Annotated in this window: 20 protein-coding genes and 1 pseudogene; 12 read left to right on the top strand and 9 right to left on the bottom strand. The window is 64.6% G+C overall.

Going from position 1 to position 23,099, the window contains the following annotated elements; all coding sequences use genetic code 11:
• The first annotated feature begins 31 nt into the window (after nucleotides 1-31).
• Complete coding sequence (locus JQ624_RS28100; protein WP_212422156.1) at nucleotides 32-937, top strand: MlaD family protein; 906 nt, start codon at nucleotides 32-34, stop codon at nucleotides 935-937.
• A gap of 71 nt (nucleotides 938-1,008) precedes the next feature.
• Entirely contained in the window at nucleotides 1,009-1,593 is a 585-nt protein-coding gene (locus tag JQ624_RS28095; RefSeq protein WP_212422155.1) for a HEAT repeat domain-containing protein, read from the top strand.
• 110 nt (nucleotides 1,594-1,703) lie between these two features.
• Here JQ624_RS28095 and JQ624_RS28090 read toward each other — a convergent pair whose 3' ends face one another.
• On the bottom strand, nucleotides 1,704-6,944 hold the full coding sequence (locus JQ624_RS28090) for a negative regulator of septation ring formation (RefSeq protein WP_212422154.1): 5,241 nt from the start codon (nucleotides 6,942-6,944) through the stop codon (nucleotides 1,704-1,706).
• 391 nt (nucleotides 6,945-7,335) lie between these two features.
• On the opposite strand from JQ624_RS28090, the gene JQ624_RS28085 reads away from it, so the two are divergent.
• Both JQ624_RS28085 and JQ624_RS28080 read left to right on the top strand, forming a co-directional pair.
• Nucleotides 7,336-7,713 carry an Hpt domain-containing protein gene (locus JQ624_RS28085; protein WP_212422153.1) on the top strand — a complete coding sequence of 126 codons (378 nt, stop codon included), beginning with the start codon at nucleotides 7,336-7,338 and terminating at the stop codon, nucleotides 7,711-7,713.
• A 139-nt stretch (nucleotides 7,714-7,852) separates the two neighbouring features.
• A complete protein-coding gene (locus JQ624_RS28080) occupies nucleotides 7,853-8,173 on the top strand; it encodes a 2Fe-2S iron-sulfur cluster-binding protein (RefSeq protein WP_212422152.1) in 321 nt (106 codons plus the stop codon).
• A 15-nt stretch (nucleotides 8,174-8,188) separates the two neighbouring features.
• Here JQ624_RS28080 and JQ624_RS28075 read toward each other — a convergent pair whose 3' ends face one another.
• Both JQ624_RS28075 and JQ624_RS28070 read right to left on the bottom strand, forming a co-directional pair.
• On the bottom strand, nucleotides 8,189-9,298 hold the full coding sequence (locus tag JQ624_RS28075) for a S9 family peptidase (RefSeq protein WP_212422151.1): 1,110 nt from the start codon (nucleotides 9,296-9,298) through the stop codon (nucleotides 8,189-8,191).
• Complete coding sequence (locus JQ624_RS28070) at nucleotides 9,295-9,750, bottom strand: thioesterase family protein (RefSeq protein ID WP_212422150.1); 456 nt, start codon at nucleotides 9,748-9,750, stop codon at nucleotides 9,295-9,297. Before JQ624_RS28070 ends, JQ624_RS28075 begins: the two co-directional genes overlap by 4 nt.
• Before the next feature lie 159 nt (nucleotides 9,751-9,909).
• On the opposite strand from JQ624_RS28070, the gene JQ624_RS28065 reads away from it, so the two are divergent.
• Together JQ624_RS28065 and JQ624_RS28060 are read left to right on the top strand one after the other, a co-directional pair.
• Nucleotides 9,910-10,938 (top strand): NAD(P)/FAD-dependent oxidoreductase, encoded by a 1,029-nt coding sequence (locus JQ624_RS28065; protein ID WP_212422149.1) that lies wholly within the window; start codon nucleotides 9,910-9,912, stop codon nucleotides 10,936-10,938.
• Between the two features lie 125 nt (nucleotides 10,939-11,063).
• Complete coding sequence (locus JQ624_RS28060) at nucleotides 11,064-11,672, top strand: DUF2147 domain-containing protein (protein WP_212422206.1); 609 nt, start codon at nucleotides 11,064-11,066, stop codon at nucleotides 11,670-11,672.
• Between the two features lie 143 nt (nucleotides 11,673-11,815).
• On the opposite strand, the gene JQ624_RS28055 is transcribed toward JQ624_RS28060, so the two are convergent.
• Both JQ624_RS28055 and JQ624_RS28050 read right to left on the bottom strand, forming a co-directional pair.
• Nucleotides 11,816-13,804, bottom strand: coding sequence for a hypothetical protein (locus tag JQ624_RS28055; protein WP_212422148.1), 1,989 nt, complete (start codon nucleotides 13,802-13,804; stop codon nucleotides 11,816-11,818).
• Nucleotides 13,805-13,901: 97 nt separating this feature from the next.
• On the bottom strand, nucleotides 13,902-14,957 hold the full coding sequence (locus tag JQ624_RS28050; RefSeq protein ID WP_212422147.1) for a YbhN family protein: 1,056 nt from the start codon (nucleotides 14,955-14,957) through the stop codon (nucleotides 13,902-13,904).
• 383 nt (nucleotides 14,958-15,340) lie between these two features.
• Here JQ624_RS28050 and JQ624_RS28045 point away from each other — a divergent pair, with 383 nt between their 5' ends.
• Nucleotides 15,341-15,847 (top strand): ferritin-like domain-containing protein, encoded by a 507-nt coding sequence (locus JQ624_RS28045; protein ID WP_212422146.1) that lies wholly within the window; start codon nucleotides 15,341-15,343, stop codon nucleotides 15,845-15,847.
• A 257-nt stretch (nucleotides 15,848-16,104) separates the two neighbouring features.
• Here JQ624_RS28045 and JQ624_RS28035 read toward each other — a convergent pair whose 3' ends face one another.
• Nucleotides 16,105-16,539: a hypothetical protein gene (locus JQ624_RS28035; RefSeq protein ID WP_025588929.1), complete on the bottom strand. Its 435-nt coding sequence runs from the start codon at nucleotides 16,537-16,539 to the stop codon at nucleotides 16,105-16,107.
• 70 nt (nucleotides 16,540-16,609) lie between these two features.
• Between JQ624_RS28035 and JQ624_RS28030 the strand changes: the two genes are divergently transcribed.
• Complete coding sequence (locus JQ624_RS28030) at nucleotides 16,610-17,215, top strand: hypothetical protein (RefSeq protein ID WP_212422144.1); 606 nt, start codon at nucleotides 16,610-16,612, stop codon at nucleotides 17,213-17,215.
• Nucleotides 17,216-17,309: 94 nt separating this feature from the next.
• A pseudogene (locus JQ624_RS28025) lies at nucleotides 17,310-17,917 on the top strand (YdcF family protein).
• 2 nt (nucleotides 17,918-17,919) lie between these two features.
• Here the strand turns inward: JQ624_RS28025 and JQ624_RS28020 are convergent.
• The gene (locus JQ624_RS28020) at nucleotides 17,920-19,260 is read right to left on the bottom strand and encodes a PLP-dependent aminotransferase family protein (RefSeq protein ID WP_212422143.1); all 1,341 of its coding nucleotides are present in this window, start codon (nucleotides 19,258-19,260) and stop codon (nucleotides 17,920-17,922) included.
• Nucleotides 19,261-19,439: 179 nt separating this feature from the next.
• Here JQ624_RS28020 and JQ624_RS28015 point away from each other — a divergent pair, with 179 nt between their 5' ends.
• Nucleotides 19,440-19,676 (top strand): DUF1127 domain-containing protein, encoded by a 237-nt coding sequence (locus JQ624_RS28015; protein WP_212422142.1) that lies wholly within the window; start codon nucleotides 19,440-19,442, stop codon nucleotides 19,674-19,676.
• A 37-nt stretch (nucleotides 19,677-19,713) separates the two neighbouring features.
• Here the strand turns inward: JQ624_RS28015 and JQ624_RS28010 are convergent, their stop codons facing one another.
• Both JQ624_RS28010 and JQ624_RS28005 read right to left on the bottom strand, forming a co-directional pair.
• Nucleotides 19,714-20,139 (bottom strand): universal stress protein, encoded by a 426-nt coding sequence (locus JQ624_RS28010; RefSeq protein ID WP_212422141.1) that lies wholly within the window; start codon nucleotides 20,137-20,139, stop codon nucleotides 19,714-19,716.
• A 159-nt stretch (nucleotides 20,140-20,298) separates the two neighbouring features.
• The gene (locus JQ624_RS28005) at nucleotides 20,299-20,853 is read right to left on the bottom strand and encodes a histidine phosphatase family protein (RefSeq protein WP_212422140.1); all 555 of its coding nucleotides are present in this window, start codon (nucleotides 20,851-20,853) and stop codon (nucleotides 20,299-20,301) included.
• Nucleotides 20,854-20,947: 94 nt separating this feature from the next.
• On the opposite strand from JQ624_RS28005, the gene JQ624_RS28000 reads away from it, so the two are divergent.
• Together JQ624_RS28000 and msrB are read left to right on the top strand one after the other, a co-directional pair.
• Entirely contained in the window at nucleotides 20,948-22,435 is a 1,488-nt protein-coding gene (locus JQ624_RS28000) for an FAD-binding oxidoreductase (RefSeq protein ID WP_212422139.1), read from the top strand.
• A gap of 64 nt (nucleotides 22,436-22,499) precedes the next feature.
• On the top strand, nucleotides 22,500-23,000 hold the full coding sequence (msrB, locus tag JQ624_RS27995; protein WP_212422138.1) for a peptide-methionine (R)-S-oxide reductase MsrB: 501 nt from the start codon (nucleotides 22,500-22,502) through the stop codon (nucleotides 22,998-23,000).
• Nucleotides 23,001-23,099: the final 99 nt, after the last annotated feature.

Genomic DNA, 23,099 nt, shown 5'->3' with positions numbered 1-23,099 from the left:
AACAGACCCAGGTTTCGGAGTACCTTGAGTTATGGAAACGCGGGCGAATTACGTCCTGATCGGGGCCTTCACGCTGGCGGTGATCGCCGCTGCGTTCGGCTTCGTGCTGTGGTTTCAGAGCCTGCACACCACCAAGCAGCGCAGCCCGATCCGCATCGTGTTCGAAGGCCCGGCGTCCGGCCTGCGCAATGGCGGCAGTGTCAATTTTAACGGTATCCGGATAGGGGAGGTTGTCTCGGTCAAGCTCGACAATCCGCGGCGGGTGGTCGCACTCGCGATGGTTGAGAACAACGCCCCGATCCGCAAGGACACGCTTGTCGGCCTCGAATTTCAGGGACTGACCGGCGTCGCGGCGATCTCGCTGAAGGGCGGCGAGGAGAATGCAGCTGCCGTGCCGCTCGACGAGGACGGCGTGCCGATGCTGACCGCCGATCCGAGCGCGCTGCAGGACGTGACGGAGTCCATTCGCGCCACGCTGCAGAACGTCAACCGGATCGTCGCCGACAACCAGGAATCCGTGAAGAACTCGCTGCGGAATCTCGAGACCTTCACGGCCGCGCTCGCGCGCAATTCCGAGAAGATCGACAACGTCATGCTCCGGGTCGACGGCGTGATGGGCAAGGCCGACAGCCTCATGCTCGGGCTGAACACGATCGCGGGCGGCGCCGCCGGTGGCGAATTGAATTTGATGGTGAAGTCGATCCGCGATCTCGCCGAGGATTTCGACAAGCGGTCGGGCGCGCTGATCGCCGATGGCCGACGCACCCTTTCCGACATCAGCCGCGCCGTGAACAATTTCGACCGCAACCCGAGCCGCGTGATATTCGGTGGAAGCAACAATCCAGCGCCGGCGGAGGCAACCGCTGCAGCCCCGCCGAGGCCGGCGCCAACCGCTGCAGCTCCGCCGAAGCCGCCGAGCGGGCAGAAGCGGCAGTAGGGCTCGCGCGGACAATGCCAGTCGTTGGTGGCCGACTGCCGACGACGCACGAGGCCATACGTGAACTCGGGGTGCGTGAAGATGCCGCGACGCTTGAGATTCTTGCAAGTGTAGCCGGAGTTGATGACCAATTCCTACGGCGGACCGCATTGGACGTCATCAGACGCCACCGACACGGGCGCGAATTAAGCGCCGTCGTCTTGAGCGCGCTTGGTGATCCATCAGAATACGTGGTGCGAACGGCTTGCGAAGTCGTCGAACAATGGCGGCTATTGGAGGCGCACAACCTCCTGCTGCCGCTGTTGGCGAATGTGGACGCAGCTACACGACAAAGCGCGATCCGGGCTCTGGGCGCTATATGGGTGGATGCTGACTTTCCTCTGGTCTTCAGGATTTATGAAGAGGATTTCTCAACCGACGTTCGCCGAGAAGCCGCCTGGGTTTTGCGGCAGCACGTTACTGCGGCCTGCTCGCGAACCCTCTTTGATGCATTTTCTGCAGACGAGCTTGCTCGACACCGGCTGTGGGCCTGTGAGTTTGCCGAGAATTTTTCGGGTCCGGAGATCTTGCCGCTGCTGTCACGTCTTTGCTCGGACCCGGACGGTCACGTCCGAAAAGCGGCGGGGCGTGCGACCAAGGTTATTGCCAGCCGATGACGAGAGGGCCTTGGCCCAAGGTCCTGGCGCTGACAATCCGGCTCAAAACAAAACGGAGGCCGCGAGGCCTCCGTTTTTCATTCGCCATTCACCGCTCGCTATTCGCGGCCTTATCCCAGCCGTCCCGCGGCATGCGCGAGCAGGGTGTAGACCAGCCCCGTCTCCGAGGTGAGGTGGCCGCGCAGCGCCTGCGGTCCGCGATCCTCGCGCGCGACTTCGTCCAGGAGCCGTTCGAACTCGGCGATATAGCGGTCGACGGTCTGCTTGAAGCCGCGGTCAGCGCGGTATTTGCGCGCGACTTCGTCGAACGCCTTCTGGCCGGCGGGCGTGTAGAGCCGTTTGGTGAACGCCTTGCTCTCGCCGCGCTGATAGCGGTCCCACATTTCGGCGGCGAGGTTGCGATCCATCAGCCGGCCGATGTCGAGCGACAGCGACTCCAGCGGATTGGCGGGGGTCTGCGGCGCACGGCCACGGGGGGCTTCGCGTCCGCCACCGCCGCCGTTATCGGTGCGGTGGAGCAGGTCCGACAGCCATCCGTCGCCGCGTCCAGCGTCCTGGCTTGCCGGCGAGACCGGCGGGGCTTCGGCGCGGCGTGCGGCCGGCATGCCGAGGTCGGGCGGCGGCAGCGTCGATGCGCTGCCGGCGTCGCGCAGGCGCACCTCGTTGCGGCCCCCGGCGGCGGCTGCCATCACGGGTTCTTCCTGGCGCTGCACGCTGGCACGACCGGAGGTCACGACATCGAGGCCGCGGCCATGATGGGCGACGATCCGGTTGAGCTCGGCGAGCGCCTCGATCTGGTCGACGATCACCTTGCGCATCTGCGCGGTGTTGTCGGCGGCCTCCTGCGGCATTTCGAGCACGCCGCGGCGCAGCTCGTTGCGGGTCGCCTCGAGCTCGTTATGCATCTCGGCGGCCATCTGCTTCATGGCCTGCACCATCGCACCGAACTTCTCGGTCGACTGCTTGAACATCGCATCCGTCTCATGGGTGCTCTGCTGGTACAGGTCACTCATCGCATCGAGGGTCTGCTGCCGCTCGTTTTCGGCCGCAGCGCGCACCGCTTCGAACTGGCGGCTGATCGCGGCCGATCCGGCGCCCGCGGTTTCCGCCACCACGCGCGCGATATCGCGGGCGCGCTCTTCGGCCGCGGCGAGCGATTCGTCGAGCAGGCCGGTGAAGCGCGACAGGCGCTGATCGAGGTCGGTGGTGCGCAGGTCGATGGTGGTTACCAGCGATTCAAGCTGCGACTTGCGGTCGGCGACCGAGGTCGTGGTGGAACGGTTGGCCTGTTCGACCACGCCGGCTGCCTCGACCAGCTCCTTGCCGTGCTTCTCGAACTCGCTCGACAGTGCGCCGAGATCCTCCAGCGCCTTCGAGGTCTTGCTGTTGAAGACGGTGAGCTGGTCTTCCAGGGTCTGCGTGGCGACCCCGTTGCGGGCGGTGACGTCGTTCATGGCGGACACGAAGTCGGCCACGCGGGTCACCAGCGCGCGCTCCAGCGAGTTGAGATTGTCGTGGGCGCCGGTCAGCACTTCCTGCAGCAGGATGTTGCCTTCACGCAGCCGTTCGAACAGCGCCACCGTATCGGTGCGCAGGATCTTGCTGGTCTCCTGCATTTCGGTGACGGCGGCGATCGAGACCTGACGCGACTGGTCGATGGCCGAACGCGACGCCTGTTCGAGGTCCTTCAGCGACTTGGCCACCGCGCCGGTGGCAAGGTCGCCTGCGGACGTGATCGTGCGCGCGACTTCCGAGCCGTGGGTCGACATCGATTGCGAGAAGGCCTGGCCGCGGGTCTCGATCGACTTCAGGGCGTCGGCGGTGACGCGGTCGATGTCGGTCGTCAGTTGCGTGGTCCTGGTGCTGAGCGCCTCGACCAGCGAACCGCGGCGGCTGTCGACGATCTGCGCCAGGCGGTCGGTCTGCTGCTGAACGTAGGTGACGATTTCGTCGGTCTTGCCGGTCATCGTCGAGCCGAAATTGCTGCTCGCGGCGAGCACCGAGCGCTCGATATCGGCCGAGGTCGATTTGACCTTGGTGCTGACCTCGTTGGTGGCGGCGACCAGCGCGCTCTGCGCGTTCTGCGCGGTGGTCTGGATAGTGTCGGTCGTGCTGGCGGTGACGACGCCGAGCGAACGCTCCATGTCGGCGGCGATTGCCTTGATCTGGTTCGCGGCGTCGGCGGAGGTTGCGGACAGCGAGCTCTGGGCTTCGCGCGCGGTGCCGAGGATGGAGGCGGCGGTGTCGGCGCCGACCGCGGTCAGCGTGCGTTCGACATCGATCGCCAGCGACTTGACGTGGTTGGCGGCTTCGGTCGATGCCGTGATCAGCGTGTTCTGCGCTTCGCGCGCGCCCGTCGTGATCGACTCGGCGGTGGCATTGCCGGCCATCGAGAGCGAACGCTGCACGTCGGCGGCGAGCGACTTGACCTGGCTCGATGCGTCGGCGGACGCGTTCATGAGGGTGCTCTGGGCCTCGCGGGCGCCTGCCGTGATCGCCTCGGCGGTCGCCGTTCCGGCGATCGAGAGCGAACGCTGCACGTCGGCGGCGAGCGACTTGACCTGGGTGGCGGCCTCGCTGGAGGCGGCGACCAGCGTGCTCTGTGCTTCGCGGGCACCCGCGGTGACCGCCTCGGCGGTTGCAGTGCCGGCGATCGACAGCGAACGCTCGACATCGGCGGCAAGCGACTTGACGTGGTTTGCCGCGTCTGCGGATGCGGTCACCAGCGTGGTCTGGGCCTCGCGCGCCCCTGACAGGACGGAGGCAGCCGTGGCGTCGCCTGCGGCCGAGAGCGTGCGCTCGACGTCGGCGGCCAGAGATTTGATCTGCGAGGCTGCCTCGGAGGAGGCCGACACCAGCGTGGTCTGGGCTTCCTGCGCGCTGGTCACGATCGAGTTTGCCGCGCCGGTGCCGACCGCGGCGAGGGCGGCTTCGACCTCGGCCGAGGTCAGTTTGAGCTGTGCGCCGACGTCGGAGGAAACCGTCAGCAGCGCCTGCTGCGCGGTGCGCGCGCCGGTCTGGATGGTCTCTGCGGTGTTGACGACGAGATTGGTCAGCGAACGCTCGGCGTCCTCGACATGAGACTTGATGCCGGAGGACAGCATCTCGGCGCGCGACATCAGGTCTTCGCTGGCCTGGCGGCCGCTGCTTTCGATCCGGCCTGCCACCGCCTCGATGCGCGAACCGAGCAGATCCTCGAATTGCGCCACGCGGGTGTCGATATCGCTGGCGATGGAGCCGACCCGGGTCTCGATGCCCTGGTGAATTTCCTGGAACCGCGCCTGGATGGTGTCGGTCAAATGGGCGCTGCGGCCGTCGATGGTTTCGGTGACGTTGGTAATACGATGGTCGACCGCCGCGATCGCCTGCGCGGTGCCCTCGGTCAGCGAGGACGTGAGGAGGGTGAGTCGCTGGTCGATCGACTGGATCGCCTGCGCTGCGCCGTCAGTCAGCGAGCCCGCCAGCGTGCCGAGGCGGCCATCGATGGTTTCGGTGACCGATTTGGCGCGGGTATCGAAGGTCGTTTCCAGCGATTTCAACCGGCCGTCGATGGTTTCGTCGAACGACTTGATCTTGCTGTCGAGCGAGGTGTCGAGGTGGCTGACGCGGGTGCCGAGCGTGGTTTCGAACTGCAGCAGGCGCTGATCGAGCGAAGCGGTGATCTCGCCGCTGTTCGCGACCAGGCGGGTGTCGAAAGTGTCGACATAATTCTTCAGGCTGTCGCTGATCTCCTGGGTGCGCTGGCCCATTCGCTCGACGATCTCGCCGCCGAAGGTCTTGACGGTGCGATCGAACTCCGAGATGTGGCGTGTGATCAGCGCGCCAAGCGTGCCGCTGTCGCGGGCGAACTTTTCCGCAAGCTCGCCGCCCTGGTTCTTCACCAGTTCATCGAAGGCGCTCATCTGCAGCGCGAGACTGTCGTGTGCGTTTTCGGTCTGGCTGATCACCTTGGCGACCAGCGTATTCACGGTCACGTCCAGTGCGTCGCTGGCCTTGTCGCCGGAGGTGAGGATACGGCTAGCGAGGCGGTTGCCGGCTTCGTCGATCTTGTTGACGAGATCGCCCGAGCGCAGCTCGAGTTCGAGCAACAGCGAGTCCGAGGAATTCTTCAGGGAGTCGTGGACCTGCTCGGTGCGGTCGGAGATGCCGTCGACGATGGTCGAGGAACGCTGCTCGAATTCGCCGGTGATGCGGTCGATACGTTCGTTCAGCATCTCGTGGACGCGATCGGCGAGGTCGACGAACTCGTCGTGGACGTGGCCGGTCTTGAAGTTGAGGCTGGTGGTCAGCCGCTCGGAGGCGTCAAGCACGGCGCGCGTGGTCTCGGCGCTGGCTTCTTCCAGGCGGTCGAGCAGGTCGCCGCCGCGCTCGCCGAGCGCGAGGATCATGTTGTCGCCGGCATGGCTCAGGGCGCTGGTGATGTGCTGGCCGCGCTCTTCCAGCGCGCCGGTGATGCTTTTGGCGACCTCGTCGACGCGCGAGGCGATCGCGTCCGAGATCAGCGCGATGTCGTGGCGCAGATCGATCTGGACGCCGGAAATGGCGCTGCGAACCTGCTCGGCCTGGCCGACCAGATTGTCGCGCTGATGGGCGATGTCCTGCAGCAGCGCGCGAATCCGCACCTCGTTGTCGGAATAAGCGCGCTCGAGTGCTGCGACTTCATTGGCGACGAGCGTTTCCAGTTCGCCGGCACGCGCGATCGCGCGCTCGACGCCGTCGCCCATCGCGGCGACTTCGCGGCGAATCGCTTGCCCTACGGTCACCATCGAATCGGCGGCGGCGCCCTCGGGCTCGGAGAAGCGGATCGCGACCTGCGCCATCGACTGCGCGATCATCCGCATTTCCTGGCCGCGCCAGGCGAGGCTGGCGAGGAAATAGAACAACAGCACCGGCGCGAAGAACAGTGCCGCAAGGCCGGCGAGCACCAGCACGCCGCCGCTTTGTCCGATCGCCGCCTGCAGCGCGGGCAGGAAGCTGACGGTCAGCAGGCCGCAACCGATCACCCAGACGCCGCCAAACACGGAGGCAAGCGTGTAGACGCTGCGCGCAGGGCTGCCCTTCTGGATCGCCTGCAGAATCTGTCCGATGGTTTCGCGATCGTCATTGGCGGCGCGACGCGGGCTGCGCGGCTCCTCGATCGGATCGAACGCCGGCCGCTCGGCGCTTCCGCGCGTGTCAAAAGACATATCGGAATAGGGTGGCGGGGCCGACGGACCGGTCGGAGGGGCGAGTTCGTTGCCGAGCGAATTTCGGTTGGTGTCGACGGCCGTATCGCTGATGTTGAGCGCTTCCTGAATGGCGGAGAGCGCGACTTCAGTGGGATCTTTGACCTTCTTGGGATTGTTCGCCATGTTCAGTCCGAGCCCTCTTAACTTTACGCGTCCCGCCGTTCTTGCAAAAACCCGCAAGCTCGAAGCCGGATTCATAAACCCCCCGCGGACCGCAAGCGTGCCCGCCGGCAGCTGGTCCGCATACGTCCGCAAACATCCTATTGGTTGAGCGATACGAATGAAATGGCCGCGATTAAGACATTCTTAATCATCGTTAACAGCTTTGTTCCTTAAGGCCTTAAGGATACACAAATTTCTGGAACCGGATCGTCGATCGGGGCGGATTATCGGCAAAAACAAGGCGAAGTTGCGGCGAATTCTGAGAACGTTCCGTTAACTGCTGTCGTGATTGGCTGGCGAACAAGCCCCTCCAGGAAGAATCAGTGCGGTCGGGCGATCCCGGACTTAGGCCATGCCGCTTCATCTCGAACGGATAGAATGGATGCCATCGCCACCGCTGGCTCCCGGCGACGGGCCGATCGATTTCGAGCACCTCCAACGCATGACGCTCGGCGATGCCGCGATCGAGCAGGAGGTGTTGACGATGTTCTTGGCCCAGTCGGCAAGCCTCGTGCACGCGCTCGCTACCATACCTGCAGATTCCAGCGCGCTGGCGCACACGCTCAAGGGCTCGGCCCGCGCGATCGGCGCCTTTGCCGTCGCTGATGCCGCAGACCGGCTGGAGGCGGCCATCGCCAGAGGCTTCGATGCGTCCGCTGCGCTCGCCGAACTCGGCGAGGCGGTTGCGCAGGCGCGGGCGGCGATCGTGGCGGTTCTGCGCCGTTCCTGAGCGGAAAGCGGTCCGTATCGGCCAAAATCCCGGTAGATTGCGGCCTCAAGGTTTTCGTCCCGACCGCTGGCGCTGTGCGGATCGACCCGTTATAGGACTGCCGGGACCTTCCTCACCTATTCCGGCAGCACGAGCGATCATGGCCAAAATCCACTTTGTCGACCATACCGGCGAAAAACGAACCATTGAAGTCGAGAACGGCGCGACCGTGATGGAAGCCGCGATCCGCAACGCCATTCCCGGCATCGAAGCCGAATGCGGCGGCGCCTGCGCCTGCGCGACCTGCCACGTCTATGTCGACGAAGCCTGGCGCGAGAAGGTCGGCGCTCCGACCCCGATGGAAGAAGACATGCTGGATTTCGGTTTCGACGTGCGGCCGAACTCGCGCCTGTCGTGCCAGATCAAGGTGAGCGACGAGCTCGACGGCCTCGTGGTGTCGACGCCGGAACGGCAGGCCTGAAGTTCGGAAAAACAGTCAGCGCGATCCGGCGTTGGCCGTGTCGGCGAGATGGTCGTCGACCGCATATAGCGCGCAATCGGGGGCGTACTCCGCGCAGGCGGCGAGCGCAGCCTCCGCTGCTTCACGCGTCGACCGGCGCCCGCCGCGGAAAGCGAAAGCGCCCTTTGGCGAGACGGCAAAGGCCCGGTGCGGGCTCGCGGAGAGATAATCGGCAAATCCCGCGCGCCCCTTGTTGCGCAATTGCGGCGGTGGCGACATCGGTGATGGCGCCGGCATCGCGGCGATATCGCGCGTTCCCAGATTTTGATCGCGCAGGAAGCCATCCACCGCGGGCGTCCAGAGCGGTATTGCGCGCGAAAACAGCAAATGGCCGTCCTCGCCATGGGGTGGGAAATCGACGAATTGGGCTAGCCCGCCGGCGCCGGTAAAGGCTGTGTGCATTCGGCGCACCAGTTCGGGCCCGAAGAACTTGTCGTTCTGCGCATAGATCCACAACGTCGGAATCCGCGACGTCCTGCCGAGCGTGGCGTAGGCGCGAACCAGCGCGTCCTCGTCGCAGACGTCATTGTCGGCGCGCGAACCGCGGCCACCGGCGAAGTTGATCGCTGCGGCGAGCCCCGGCGGCGCATTGGCGGTCAGCGCCAACGTCGCGAAGCCACCGGCGGAGACGCCGACCGCGATCATGCCATTGGTCGAAACGTCGATCCGGCTACGCATGGCTTCGATCGCCGCACGCAGATCGCTGGCCGACTGCCATGCCGCAGGCAAATATTCGCGCCTGCCGCACGGGCCGCTGCTCTCGGCATATTGGCCGCCGGAATCGCCGTAGCCTCTGCGCATGAACACCAGTGCCGCAAAGCCGCGCCGGGCGAATTCGAGGGCTTGCCGGTAGGATCCATACGGCGACATCGGCGCCCGCGCCGACCCTTCGCGCGGGGTGCCGTGGCTGATCAAGGCGAGTGGGTAGCGGCGCGTGCCTGACGGCCGCAACAGCATCGCTTCAAGTCCGCGCGGGCCCGCGGCCTCCATCGGAATACGCAGGTCCTCGCGATAGAACGGCTCGGCCGCGGCAGGCTGCATCGCGATGCAGACGATTAGTGCCGCCAGCATCGCCGCGCGCGTCATGCCGGCCTTGTTCCGCGGCGAATCCAGCGCTGAAAATTCGCCAGGATATCCGGCGTCAATGGCGTCGGCTTCCGTGTGGCTTCGTCGAGCAGCACCGACACCGATTGCGCTGAAGCTACGCATTTGCCCTCGGAGAACACCACCTGATCAAAGGTGACGGAAGTCCGGCCGAACTTGACGACGCCAAGTCCCATTTCGATCGTACCAGGCCAGCGCAATTCGGCGCGGAAATGCATGTCGAGCCGGACCATGATCCAGGTGACGCCGTCCGGCATCAGCCCGTAGCTGCGGTTCTTCATCAGCGTGACGCGGCCGGTTTCGAAATAGGTGGCGTAAACCGCGTTGTTGACGTGCTGATTGGGATCGAGGTCGGCAAATCTCACATTGTCCGACAAGCGATAGGGAAAATCCTCCAGGCGCGGGGTCGCGTCGGGACGCAAGGGGGCGTTCACGGGGCCATCTCCGAAAATCTCGTTCCCTTACAGCCCACTTGTCGAATGACGGCAAGGGGTTGCCACCGTCACGAACGCCATATTATGGCTTTCCTGTTAGCCCCGGGTTAGCTAGACAGATGCGGCCTTCCCGCCAGGTTCAACCGAAAAGAAGCTGATATGAGCGAAGCGATCAAAACCGATGTGCTGATTATTGGCGCGGGTCCGTGCGGCCTGTTTGCCGTCTTCGAACTGGGCCTGCTGGACATGAAGGCGCATGTGGTCGACATCCTCGACAAGATCGGCGGCCAGTGCGCCGAACTCTATCCGGAAAAACCGATCTACGACATTCCCGGCATTCCCTTCGTCACCGGCCAGGGCCTGACGGACGCGCTGCTTGAACAGATCAAGCCGTTTCATCCGACCTTCCATCTCAACGAGATGGTGGAGACGATCGAGAAGATCGGCGATCCCGGCTTTCGCGTGACGACCGATGCGGGGCAGGTGTTCGAGTGCAAGGTGGTGGTGATATCCGCGGGCGGCGGTTCGTTCCAGCCGAAGCGCCCGCCGGTGCCGGGCATCGAGGCCTATGAAGGCACCTCGGTGTTCTACGCCGTGCGCAAGATGGAGCAGTTCCGCGACAAGAACATCCTGATCGTCGGCGGCGGCGATTCCGCGCTCGACTGGACGCTCAACCTTCATCCGATTGCGAAGCGCGTGACGCTGCTGCACCGGCGTGACGATTTCCGCGCCGCGCCGCACAGCGTCGAGCAGATGCGCGCGCTGGTGGCTGGCGGAAAAATGGATCTGAAGATCGGTCAGGTCACTTCGCTGGAAGGCGAAGGCGGCAAGCTTTCCGCGGCGATGATGAAAGGCAACGACAACGCGGTCTCGAAGGTCGAGTGCGATACGATGCTGCCTTTCTTCGGGCTGACCATGAAGCTCGGCCCGGTGGCGAACTGGGGCGTCGCACTCGAGAACAATCTGGTTCCGGTCGACACCGCGGCGTTCGAGACCAATATTCCCGGCATCTTCGCGATCGGCGACATCAACACCTATCCCGGCAAGCTCAAGTTGATCCTGTCCGGATTCCACGAAGGCGCGCTGATGGCGCAGAAGGCGCACCGCTACGTCTATCCGGACAAGCGGCTGGTGTTCCAGTACACCACCTCGTCGTCGAGCCTGCAGAAGAAGCTCGGGGTCAACTGATTCCCAAAAAATGCAGTTGGGCTCGCGGTGCTTTACCGGGCGCGCGCGGCGATCGTCACTGGAACCGTCCGCGAAATGGCCTTAGTCTGCGGCCATTCATTTAGTGGATTGATCAGGTGATGACGATGCGCAAGCTGGCCGGATTCCAACTGGTACTCCCGATCGTGATGGGGCTCGCGTTTGCCGGTGAGCTCGCCGCGCAGCCGGCGGAACCGTCTGCGGCCGGCCTGTGGCAGAAGGTCGAGAAGGGCAAGCCGGTCGGATGGTTTCTGGTGGTCGATCGCAACGGCCTCTTCGAAGGCGCGTTCGCCAAGCTGTTTTCCGAGCCCGGCGATCCTCCCAATCCAGTCTGCTCGAAATGCACCGACGATCGGAAGGACGCGCCCTGGCTTGGGCTCTCGTTCATCCGGGACATGAAGCGCGACGGATTGAAATACGAGAACGGCAACGTGCTCGATCCGCGCGACGGCAAGATCTACAAGGCCAAGATGACGCTGAGCCCGGATGGGCAGACGCTGACGATGCGCGGCTATCTCGGCATCTCGCTATTTGGCAAGGATGAGGTCTGGACCCGTCTGCCGGATACGGAGTTGGCGCAGGTCGATCCCGCGATCATCGCGAAATATCTGCCGGCGCAGGCCGCAACGATGAAGCCGCCCGCCGGTCCGGCAAAGGCCCCCGCAGCGGCCAAGAAGACCACTGCGCCGGCACCAGTTCCCGCACCTGCGCGCTAGGGATGGGTTGGAGTCCAAGGCCCAGACACAAAATCGCGAAAACAACCCCATGCAAAGTAGCATGGGCTTCGGGCTCGTAGCCCTTACGCCGCTTGCGTCCGGGCACGAGATGGTCCGTCGTCACGGCCCAGCTTGATCCTGCGCTAGTTCAATCCGGTTCTGCCCGGTGGCCGCGGCACGTCCGGCGAAGCCGGTATCGGCGGCACCGGCTGCGACGTGACTTCAGGCACCGCCGCATCGAGCTGCAGCACGGCGGCTGCGGCCGGCACGGCGGCATCCGCCATCGCGGCGTGGCCTTCGGCGCTCGGATGCACCGCGCCGCCATAGACCGCCGACAGCACGCCCCAGGTTGCGTCATGGATGTCGGCCGGCTGCTGCGATGTCGGCAGGCCTTGCGGGTAGGTCATCGCCGCGAAGTAGCTGTCATTGGCATCGCGGATCCAGCGCGCACGCGGCAGATAGGCGCGATATTCGCCGGCGCTGCGGCCGCACAGCATCGGCTGGCTGGCGGCCGTGACGATATCGGCATCGAAGCTGTCGCCGGTCGCCGAGAAGCACTGCCGGTCGAATTCAGGGTCGCTTTCGGCGCGCGCGCAGAAGCCGTGGCCGGCAAAGCTCGCCTGATGACCATCGACGAAGGTCATGCGGTCGGTGCGCGGATTGCGGCACAGGATGCCGCCCTCGCAGAGCGCCAGTCCTCTCAACTGCGGCAGGAATTCGCTTTCGACGAAGTTCGACACGGCCGCGAGCCGCTGCGGCTGGGCGTTGAAGGAGGGATGAATGTCGAAGCCGGCGCGTCCGCCGGGGCAGGGCGCGCCGCCATTCGCCAGCGTCGGATTGGCGTAGGAGGTGTAGACCACCCGCGACAGGTCGCCACCGACCAGCGGCTTCAGCGCCTCGCGCAGTTTTGCAAATCCCTGCGGCAGGTCGCGCGTCATCGCACTGCGTGCGTCGTCCACGGAGGCCATCACGCCGCTGCGCCGAAACAGGACGCGTTCGGTCGCCGTATCCACGATCACGTCGGCGACGAGGCCGGAGAAATAGATGTCGTTGGCCCCGACCGACAGCAGCACCAGGTCGAGCTTGCGTTCCGGCTGCCGGCGTTTCGCGGCGGTGACGGCTTCGCGCAGTTCGGCCAGTTGCCCGTTGACCGTGCCCTGGCACGCACTGCCCGATTTCGACGGCAGGCAGTCGCGGGCGCGCTGCGAGCCGAACAGCCCGTCGGCGATGGTGGCGCCGGTGCAGGCCAGCGGCAAATAGGTCACCGCGATGTGCGGATATTGCACGGCGAGCGCCAGCGCGGTCCGGGTCTGATAGCTGTAGAGCGAACGGTGGCAGGCAGGATTGAACCAGAGCGCGCTCTGCCGCTGCCAGACCGCCAGCGTATCGGGCGCCTCGCAGGCGCGTCCGCCCTTGTAGCCCGCGCGGCTCGGCCGATAATATTGCGCGGCTGCCGTTCCGAGATAGGAGCGGAAGCAAAAGCCTTCATCGGCCAGCGCAATCGGCCGGTCCGGATTTCCCTCGCCGGAAGCGACACTGTCGCCGAGGCCGGCGATGAAGATGTCGCGCACTGCGATCTCGGTGAAAACGCGCTGACTGCCCTCCGAACTGGACATGTCGACGGTGGCCACCGTGGTGCGGCCATAGCGGACCCTGAGATTGATCGGCTCGGCACAGTCGAAGGTGGAGTTTTGCGGGCCGTCGCCATCGTCGAATGTCCAGGCGCAGGTGGCGCCGACCGGAACGGGCCCGGTCAGTTGCACCACGACCGGATGATCGATCGGCGTCAAATAGCTTTCCTTGACGTTATCTCGGGTGCACGGCTCGCTGACACGGCCGGCAAGGTCGATGCAGAGCCGGTTCACGGTGTTGCGCGCCCAGCCGCGCCCGTCACTTTGCAGCTCGAGCGCCTGTTCCGAAGCCAGCACGCTGCGGCCGCGGCCGCTTTCGGCGTGCAGCAGGAAATCCCGCTCCTCGCGGAACAGGCGGAAGCGGTTGCGCACCTCCCAGGAAATCTGCAGCGCCCCGTAGCCGCCGGCGGTCTGGGCTTGCACAGCGGACGTTGATATGCCGGCCAACGCGCTGACAACCAGCGCGACCGACAGCATTGAACGTAGGAGGATTCCAGCCATGGCGTCGTTTGACGTTAGCGGTAAGGCAGAAATAAGAGAATGAGGCAGCTCTGCGTCAAAAGACCAGACGGCGCAGATAACGACGCCGTTACCAGCCTCAGGATTGCCGGCCCTTGATCGGTGGCCGTACCCGGGCCTTGGCCGTGCAGGCTTCACCGAGCCGGCGCCGTTCCAGCCAGGGTTGCAGCACGCTGAGCCAGAGTTCGCGTGTGCCCATGATCCAGATCGAGATGCCGAAGGGGATCAGGAAGTACAGGATCCGGAACACCACCAGCGTCGCCAGCAACTCTTCCCTGCCGAACTGCGGCAGCGCCACCAGCATCGCGGCGTCGAACACGCCGATGCTGCCGGGCGCGTGGCTGGCGAAGCCGAGCAGCGTCGCCAGGATGAACACCACCGCCAGTGAAACGAAATCGATATGCGGCTCCATCGGCATCAACAGGTATATCGCCAGCGCGCAGAAGCCGAGATCGACGACGCCGATCAGAACCTGCAGCAGCGTCAGCCGGGCGGAGGGCAACACGACCTTCCAGCCGTTCTGACCGAGTTCGCGGCGACCCTCGCCCATCAGCAGCCAGACGAAATAGGCGGAGATGCCGGCAAGGCAGCCGATCGCGATCAGCCGGTTCATCGCCGGCGGCAACAGGTCCATCGTCGACGCCGCCTCGGGATGCCAGGCCATGCCCATGCCGAGCACGAACAGATTGCCGAGCCAGAAAGTGAGGCCCGAGAGGAAGCAGATTTTTGCGACATCGATCGCGGTCAGGCCGTAGTCGGAATAGATCCGGAACCGGATCGCGCCGCCGGTAAAGACGGTGGCTCCGATGTTGTGGCCGATGGTGTAACTGGTGAAGCTCGACATCGCGGCGATGCGATAGGGCACGTGCGTCTTGCCAATGGTTCGCAATGCGAAGAAATCATAGAAGGTCAGCGTGCAAAACGCCCCCACCACGCACAGCGCGGCCAGCGCGATGCGATGCGGAGCAATCTCCGTCAGCGCGGTCAGGATAATTCCGCTGTCCACCCCTTTCAGGGTGCGAACCAGCGTGGTGACCGCAAAGATGACGATGAGGAGACTCGCAGCGATCCCTAGCCGTTTCCAGCCGATCTTCTCCTTGAAACCACGCCCGAGCGCGGTCAGCAGCCGATGCATTCATCCTCCCGGCGAGGGGCAATACGTAAAGATGGGACCTGTCACGAAGGGTGACAGTCGACGGTCAGAGGCACCGTGCGCGAAATCCATAAGCCAAAACAGGGCCGTTGTGCAGCCCTTGACAAGCATGCCTTTTGGCTCCGTTCGCCGTCTCTGTCATACGCCCTACATATGTCGCCGCGTTAACGATTTTGAGTCGCAACGAGGTCCGTTCCGCGCGCTCATTTTGCCGTTCTGTCCGTTCCATCACGGCGTTTTCGAGGCCTTAGGAACATCCTTTTCGCGCGCCGGTTAGCTTCCCATCAGCATCGAACATGAAGCGCGCGCGTCTGGCCGGAAAAAAGGCCTGTGCCGGCATGTTCCCCAAACGAAGGATGATCGCAATGGGACTCTTCACCAAAGACATCAAGACCATGAACGACCTGTTCATGCATCAATTGCAGGACATCTATTACGCGGAGAAACAACTCGTGAAGGCCCTGCCGAAGATGGCGGAAAAAGCGACTGACAAGCAGCTTAAACAGGGCTTTTTGACACATCTCGATGAAACCAGGACGCATGTGCAGCGCCTTGAGGAGGTATTCCGCATGCACGGCGCCGAGGTGAAGGCGGTCGATTGCCCGGCGATCGACGGCATCATCGAGGAAGCCGACGAAGTTGCGGGCGAGGTCGCTGACAAGGCTGTGCTTGACGCAGCCCTGATCGACGCCGCGCAGGCCGCCGAACACTATGAGATCACCCGCTACGGCAGCCTGATCGCGTGGGCGCGGCAGCTTGGACGCAATGACTGCGCCAGCATCCTGCAAAAGACGCTGGACGAGGAAAAGATCACCGACCAGAAGCTGACCTCGCTGGCGGAAGGCAAGGTCAACCTCAAGGCCGCAAGCTGATTTCTGCTGTTGAATGAGGCAAAAAGCCGCGCGGGGCACCTCGCGCGGCATTTCCATGCCGGGTCGCCGCCATGGCCGAAGGCGTCGAGACCGATACGCAGTTCGACCTCTTGCGCCAGCAAGGCTGCACACAGGCGCAAGGCTATTTGTTCAGCCCGCCGCATCCCGTAGCCGAGGTGGAAACGATGCTGTCGAAAGCACGGGCGCGGGTCGTCGCCTGGGATTCCTCAAGCCCCGTTTCTTCAAGCCCCGTTTCTTCAAGCTTTGCGCAAAGCGAAGTGCGCGCCGCAGAACGCCATTGCCGCGCCGAGGCATAACGCTGCAAGGCCCGCCAGCACGCCCGAAATGGTCGGGACCGGGCTCGGCGCCGAGGCGGCCTGTCCCGCGCCGGCGAGGATCAGCACGCCGACGGCGATCAGGAACTGGCGCATCCGCTGCGGAATTTGGCCCGAGGCCGCGCTGTGCATCAGGTTGGCGGTGAAATAGCCGCCGGAAAAGCCCACGGTTGCGATCAGCCACCAGGCGATCGCCGCGCCCGCGGGCATGAATTCGCTGGTATCGGACCGCCACAGGCCGCCGAGATCGAGTCCGTAACGCGCGCCAAGCATGTGCACGGCCAGCGCCAGCAGCACACCGGAAACAATCGCGCCGGCCAGGATCAGGCGGCGCGGAAAATAAGTCGTCTCGGCCATGGCCCGCTTGTAAGGTAAAGCCGGCTCGCCGCGCAAGCAGGCGGCTTCAAACGACGCGGGATATCTTGAATTGCCGACATCACTACCGAACCAGGCCAGGGAAGGCGAGGGGGCGCGCACGATCAGCTACGCCTACAAGGCGTCACTGATCTCGTCGGCGTATCAATTCGAACTGACGGACGCCGGATTGTCGTGGCAGATGGGCCGCCGGTCCGGCGTGTGGCCCTATGCCGATATCGCTTCGATCCGTCTGTCGTATCGGCCGATGTCGATGCAATCCCGTCGCTTTCGCGCCGATATCGAGAGGGCCGGCGGCGAACGGATCGCCATCCTTTCGACGACCTGGCAGACTGTCTCGTTGATGACGCCGCAGGATCAGGACTACCGCGCCTTTGTCACCGAACTGCATCGAAGGATGAAGGAGGCAGGCAGCAAGGCTTCCCTGATCGGCGGCATCGGGACGGTGACCTATGCCATGGCGGTTGCGATGCTGGTGTTGCTGGCCATCGCCATGATCGGACTTTTCGTCCGGGCGCTTGCCACTTCCGAATTCACCGGCGCGTTGTTTCTGGTGGGCATCGCGGTTTGGTTTGCCTGGACCATCGGCGGCTTCATCAAGCGCAACCGGCCGCGCAGATATTCGTTCGACGGGCTTCCCGAGACATTGCTGCCGTAGCCTTGTTCGCAATCAAGCGACACGAAATGTGATTTCGCGAAGCGCCGCAGGGCGCGGCACTCTGTGCGGCGTTCCTGATAACAGGCGAGTTGCCGTGACAACCCCAACGACGCGATCGCCGACGGAGGCCGAGATTGCCGCGATCAATGCGCGGCATCTGATCAAGACACCGTTACGGCCGGCCGACCTGCTGTTCGTGTTCGGCACGCGCGCGGACGTCGACGAGCGCGTCGATGAAGCCTGCCGGCTGTGGCGGAGGGGGTATTTTCGCTGGGCGATCGTGAGCGGCGGCGTGACGGAGGGATCCGATCTGTCGGAATGCGAGATCATTGCCGGTGAATGGTCGCGCGCGGCGTTCCGGCTGCCATCATCCTGAGAGAGGACCGTGCGATGAACACCGGCGAGAACGTGATCTTCTCGCTGCCGATCATCGATGCCGCGCTCGGGCTCGCCAACATCCGCCGCGTGATCTGTCTCGGCAATACCTGGACGGCGCGCCGCTATCCGATGACGCTGCACCGGCACTGGCCGGAAGTGGAGAAGATGCTGGTCATGGTCGACAGTTTCAGGACGCCGCGGGCGCTTTGGCACACCGACGCCGAATTCTCGCGCCGCATGCTCAATGAATGGGACAAGATCGAGACGTACAAGGCGAGGGGCTTTATCGCGGAGTGGCCGGCATGCGAAACGCGCGACCGGTAGATCTACTCGGTCGTATCGACGTCTTCTTTCGCCGTCAGCATTCCCGAAAGCGTTCGCAGCGCCAGATCGAGCTGTTCGGTGCTGGGGGCGCCGAGCGCCAGGCGGACGGCGTTGGGGGCATGGCCGGGGATCACGGCGAAGGTGGTCGAAGGCGTCAGCGCGATGTCGCGCCGGGCCGCGGCCGCGACGAATGTCTGCGAGCGCCAATGCTGGGGCAGGGTGAGCCAGAGATGGTAGGATTTGACGTTGGCCTGGATTTCGAAGCCGGCGAGGTATCTGGCCGCCATCTGCTGGCGCCGCGCCGCGTCGATCCGTTTCAGGCGTGACAGCTCGGCCACCGTGCCATCCGCCATCAGCCGCTGTCCGGCGGCAAAGGCAAATCCTGAAGCCGTCCAGCCGCCCGAGCGAACCGCAGCCATGATGCGCTCGCGCAGGCGCGGCGGCGAGACGATGAAACCGAGCGCAAGGCCGGGCGCCACCTTCTTCGACAGGCTGTCGAGCGTGATGCAGCTATCCGGCGCCAGCGCGGCCATCGGCGTTTCTTCGTCGAGAAAGCCATAGACCGTGTCTTCGATGACGGTGAGCCCGAGCTTCTCGACGACGCGAAGCAGGTCGGCCCGGCGCGCCTGCGGCATGGTCATGCCGAGCGGATTTTGAATCGTCGGCTGAACGTACAGCGCCGACAAATGCGCTTCGCGGTGCGCCTTCTGCACCGCGTCCGGGCGAAGGCCGTTCTCGTCCATCGCAAGCGGCACCAGCGTGACGCCGAGTCTGGCGGCAATGTCCTTGATGAAGGGATAGGTCAGCGCCTCGACGCCGCAGCGGCCGCCGCTCGGCACCATCGCCGCCAGCGCCGCGGCGATGCATTGCCTGCCGTTTGCGGTGAAGACGAGTTGATCGGCGGCCGGGGACCAGTCCTCGCGGGAGAGAAACTCGGCGGAAATGGTCCGTGCCGCCTGTGTGCCTGCCGTGGTCGAGTGCCGCAGCGCGAGATCGAGCACTTCGGGGCGTTCCAGCCCCGCAAGGCTTCTTGCGATCATCGCCGATTGCGTCGGCAGGATCGGATAGTTCACTTCCAGATCGATGCGCGCACCGCGCGGCTCAGTCGGCATGGCGATACCGCGGCGCGTCTCGCCCGACACGAACGTGCCGCGCCCGACTTCGCCGACCACGAGGCCGCGGCGCAACAGCTCGGTGTAGACGCGGCTCGCGGTCGAGACGGCGATCTTGCGTTCATAGGCAAAGCTGCGCTGCGGCGGCAGGCGGTCGCCGGGCTTGAGCGCGCCATTGGCGATCTCGGCGGCGACGGTATCGGCAAGCTTCAGGTACTCGAACTTTGACATTATTGCACCGAGAGCAATGTTTTCCTTGCACCGAGGAGTGTATCGGATCATTTTGGAACCATCAAGCCAGAGATTGCACTGAGAGGGGTGCAAACAATCGGTCCATTAGGGTGCAGGCGCTTTCGCAAGCGTTTGCGCCGGCGGCAGCGGCTTGCCGCGTGAAAGCAAGGAGAAGTGCGATGACCACGATCTATTCGACGGCAGGCCAGCCTGCTCCCCAAAGCGTCGCGGGCGGATTCTTCCGCGTCCTCGGAAGCTGGGTGAACGGCATCGTCACCTATCTTGCACGCCGCCAGGCCATCCAGACACTGAGCGAATTGGACGATCGTGCGCTCCGCGATATCGGCATCGAGCGCAGCCGGATTGAATCGGCCGTGCGCGGCGTCGTCGATCCGGATTTTGGTCGGATCATGTAGAGCGTCCGGCGTCGCGACTCAGCGGCGCCGTTACGTCTCAGTGCCGCACCACCAGCACCGAGCACGGGGCATAGCGCACCACATGGCCGGCGTTGGAGCCGAGGAAATAGGTCCGCATTGCCGGCCGGTGCGAGGTCATCACGATCAGGTCGGCCTTGATTGCCGCCGCCTCTTCGAGGATCTCGTGATAGATGCCACCCTGTCGCACTGCGGTGGAAATGCGCGACGCCTCGATGCCGGATTCCTTCGCTACGATGGCGAGCGCTTCTTCCGAGGTGGCGCGCTGCTGGGCGTCGAAATCGGCCGGCACATATTCCGCCAGCATCGCCGGCGTCATTGGCAATACGTTGAGCAGGCGCACCGAGCCGTTCCAGGTCCGCGACAGCGTCGCGGCGGTCGCGATTGCGGGCTTGGCGAGGTCAGTGTCGGCGAGATCGAGCGGCACGAGAATCGACTTGAACATCTGCGCCTCCTGCCTTGAGCCCGTTCGATCCTGATTTATCAGGATCGGGCTCTAGCCTTTTGTTTTGACGTGTTTTCTTTTACGCGAACTTGTTCTCAATTCGCTCGAAATCCGGGTCGTGAAAAGCTTAGCATGGCGGGGCAGCGATGTCCGCCTGCTTCAATCGTCCAGCGCCTGCTTCAGCAATTTCGGGCTGGTGAAGCGCACGAGTTTGCCGCGGCGGAACGCCACTTCGCTCCAGTCGTCGATCGCAAAATCCAGGATGGCAAGGCCAGCGGTTGGCAGATTGTCCTCAAGTGACTTCTTCGCCGCCGCGTCGCCGCTGCCGGCGAGCATCAAGGCCAGTTCATGCATGCCCGGATTGTGGCCAATCAGCATCAAGCGCGCGGGATCGGTGACCTCGGCCATGCGGATGATCCGCAGGAGCTGCGCCGGCTCGGCGCCGTAGAGTTCGTCGAGCAATTCGACCTGGGGCTGCGGCGACCGCTCCCGCACGGCATCCTTCATCGCATCGCGCGCGATCTCCCAGGTCTGCCGCGCCCGCACCGCGGTCGAAACCAGAACGGAATCGGGAAAGGGTGGATGCCGGCCGATCCAGGTTCCGATGGCGGCGGCATCCCTCCGGCCGCGCTCGTCGAGACGGCGGTCCTGGTCATGGCCCGAAGGCGCGTCGTGTTCGGTCTTGGCGTGACGCAGCAGCATCAAACGGCGCATGGGCGCGATCTCGATTCGGTCTTAGTCTGGACTAATCTACAAGCTCATGTCGGGGACAAGGTGACAAGCGCTGCAGCGGTCCGTAAGAAACGCCATGCCCGAGACTTTCACAAGTGCGACCAACGGCCCCGACGACGACGCGCCTTTTCGCTCGCGCCTGTCATTCGACCTGGATGTTGACATTTGCGTGGTCGGAGCCGGACTTGCCGGCCTCACGGTGGCGCTGGAGGCCGCGCGCCTCGGCGCCAGCGTGGCTGTGCTCGAAGGCCGGCATGTCGGCTGGAATGCGTCCGGCCATCAGCTCGGCACGGTCATGCCGGGCTACAGTCTTCCGATCGGTGACCTGATCGAGCGCGTTGGCCTCGAGGACGCGCGCGAGCTGTGGGCGCTGTCGAAGGAGGGCGCCGATTACGTTCGCGCCGCCGCCACCGAAGAGGCGATGCCGGGAATTGCACTGACCGAGGGCGCGCTGGAGGTCTCCAATGTCGACGCCGGCGAAACGCTGATCAGCCGGCTACAGACGCTGAGCGAGGATTTCGAGACCGAGGTCGAGGGATGGCAGGTCGATCGCGTTCGCGATCAGCTCGGGACGGCACGCTATTTCCACGGCATCTATTATCCGCGCGCGTTCCAGATCGACGGCCGCAAATACATTCATGGTCTTGCCGCGCAGGCGAGGCGGGCGGGCGCGCGCATCTTCGAGGATACGCCTGTCGTCAGCATCGACCCGTCGGGGATTCGCAAGCGCATCGTGACGCCGTCGGCGCGGCTGCGCGCCTCGCACATCGTGCTGGCCGGCAACGTTCACCTCGGCGCCCCGTTGCGCCGCCTCTCGGAGACGCTGCTGCCGGTCTGGCGCTATGCCGCGGTAACGGAGCCGCTCGGCGAGCGGCTGGGCGAGGTGATCGCCTTCAAGGGGTCGGTGGCCGACAGTGACGGCATCGATCAATTCCGGATCGTCGACGGCGACCGGCTGATGTGGGCCAGCCCGGAAACCACCTGGGAGGCGCGGCCACGCCGCTTTGCACCCGTCATTCAGCGCCGTATCGCCACCATCTTTCCCCAGCTCGGCAAGGTGCCGATCGCTGACGTGTTCGGCGGTGCGGTCGGGGTGACCGTGCACGGCATGCCGCAGATCGGCCAGCTGCGCAAAGGACTGTGGGTCGCCAGCGGCTTCGGCCGCCAGGGGCTGAATACCTCGGCGATGGCGGGGCAGGTCATCGCGCGCAGCATTCTGTGGGGCGAGGAACGCTGGAAACTGTTCTCGCCGTTCGAACTGGTCTGGGCAGGCGGCGCCACCGGCCGTGTCGCCGGCCATCTGATCGGCCTGTGGGGGCGGGGCCATTCCGCCGCAGCCGGCGCGCTGGCCCGTTACCGCGAAGGCGCCCGTGCCCGGGAACGCGTGCGCGAGGCGCGATTGGCGGAGGCCAACCGGCAGGCCGGAACCAGGCCGCCGCGCGGTCCGCCGGCTGGGCCGCGCCCGGTGCGCCCACCGCCTCCGCGGCCGGTAGCGGCGCAGGACGGCGGGATATCAGCCGCTACCTCGCAGGAAAGTGAGAAAATCCGGGACGGATCCGTGTAACGTCGGCGCTCGTGGGCCGTACTTGATGGCGAACCGTTACGCCCGCCTCGCACGGAGATTTTCCATGATCGACCGCCGTATCCTGCTCGCATCTGTCGCCAGCCTGTTTGGCCTTGCCGCGTTCCGCTGGCTGCGCACCACGCCGGCGCAAGCCGCCGAGAAATTCGAGGTGGAAAAGACCGACGCCGAATGGCGCGCCCAGCTCACGCCGCAGCAGTATGAAATCCTGCGCAAGCACGGCACCGAGCGGCCGGGTTCGAGCCCGCTCCTGAAGGAAAAACGCAAGGGGATCTTTGCCTGCGCCGGTTGCGATCTGCCGCTGTTCTCCTCGGACACCAAATACGAGAGCGGCACCGGCTGGCCGAGTTTCTGGAAGCCGCTCGACAATGCCATTGGCGAAACCAAGGACACGACGTTCGGCATGACGCGGACGGAAGTCCACTGCCGCCGCTGCGGTGGACATATGGGTCACGTCTTCGACGACGGGCCGAAACCGACCGGCTTGCGCTATTGCATCGACGGGTTTGGGCTGGTGTTTCACCCGGCCGGCCCACAGGCGTCATAAGGGCGCTGCCCGGCAATTGTTGCCCGCCCGGCAAATGTGCCCCGGTCTTCGGACCGGGGATTTTTTATTAAGCCTTTGATTTTTATTGATTTTATAGTT

The sequence above is a fragment of the Bradyrhizobium sp. AUGA SZCCT0283 genome (assembly GCF_018130385.1).
Classification (GTDB): domain Bacteria; phylum Pseudomonadota; class Alphaproteobacteria; order Rhizobiales; family Xanthobacteraceae; genus Bradyrhizobium.
This window is presented reverse-complemented; position numbering and strand designations above follow the sequence as displayed.

Coding starts and splice junctions, on each gene's coding strand:
- JQ624_RS28100 (WP_212422156.1), top strand. CDS start 32: ATGGAAACGCGGGCGAATTACGTCCTGATCGGGGCCTTCACGCTGGCG.
- JQ624_RS28090 (WP_212422154.1), bottom strand. CDS start 6,944: ATGGCGAACAATCCCAAGAAGGTCAAAGATCCCACTGAAGTCGCGCTC.
- JQ624_RS28085 (WP_212422153.1), top strand. CDS start 7,336: ATGCCGCTTCATCTCGAACGGATAGAATGGATGCCATCGCCACCGCTG.
- JQ624_RS28080 (WP_212422152.1), top strand. CDS start 7,853: ATGGCCAAAATCCACTTTGTCGACCATACCGGCGAAAAACGAACCATT.
- JQ624_RS28075 (WP_212422151.1), bottom strand. CDS start 9,298: ATGACGCGCGCGGCGATGCTGGCGGCACTAATCGTCTGCATCGCGATG.
- JQ624_RS28065 (WP_212422149.1), top strand. CDS start 9,910: ATGAGCGAAGCGATCAAAACCGATGTGCTGATTATTGGCGCGGGTCCG.
- JQ624_RS28060 (WP_212422206.1), top strand. CDS start 11,064: ATGCGCAAGCTGGCCGGATTCCAACTGGTACTCCCGATCGTGATGGGG.
- JQ624_RS28055 (WP_212422148.1), bottom strand. CDS start 13,804: ATGGCTGGAATCCTCCTACGTTCAATGCTGTCGGTCGCGCTGGTTGTC.
- JQ624_RS28050 (WP_212422147.1), bottom strand. CDS start 14,957: ATGCATCGGCTGCTGACCGCGCTCGGGCGTGGTTTCAAGGAGAAGATC.
- JQ624_RS28045 (WP_212422146.1), top strand. CDS start 15,341: ATGGGACTCTTCACCAAAGACATCAAGACCATGAACGACCTGTTCATG.
- JQ624_RS28035 (WP_025588929.1), bottom strand. CDS start 16,539: ATGGCCGAGACGACTTATTTTCCGCGCCGCCTGATCCTGGCCGGCGCG.
- JQ624_RS28020 (WP_212422143.1), bottom strand. CDS start 19,260: ATGTCAAAGTTCGAGTACCTGAAGCTTGCCGATACCGTCGCCGCCGAG.
- JQ624_RS28015 (WP_212422142.1), top strand. CDS start 19,440: ATGACCACGATCTATTCGACGGCAGGCCAGCCTGCTCCCCAAAGCGTC.
- JQ624_RS28010 (WP_212422141.1), bottom strand. CDS start 20,139: ATGTTCAAGTCGATTCTCGTGCCGCTCGATCTCGCCGACACTGACCTC.
- JQ624_RS28005 (WP_212422140.1), bottom strand. CDS start 20,853: ATGCGCCGTTTGATGCTGCTGCGTCACGCCAAGACCGAACACGACGCG.
- JQ624_RS28000 (WP_212422139.1), top strand. CDS start 20,948: ATGCCCGAGACTTTCACAAGTGCGACCAACGGCCCCGACGACGACGCG.
- msrB (WP_212422138.1), top strand. CDS start 22,500: ATGATCGACCGCCGTATCCTGCTCGCATCTGTCGCCAGCCTGTTTGGC.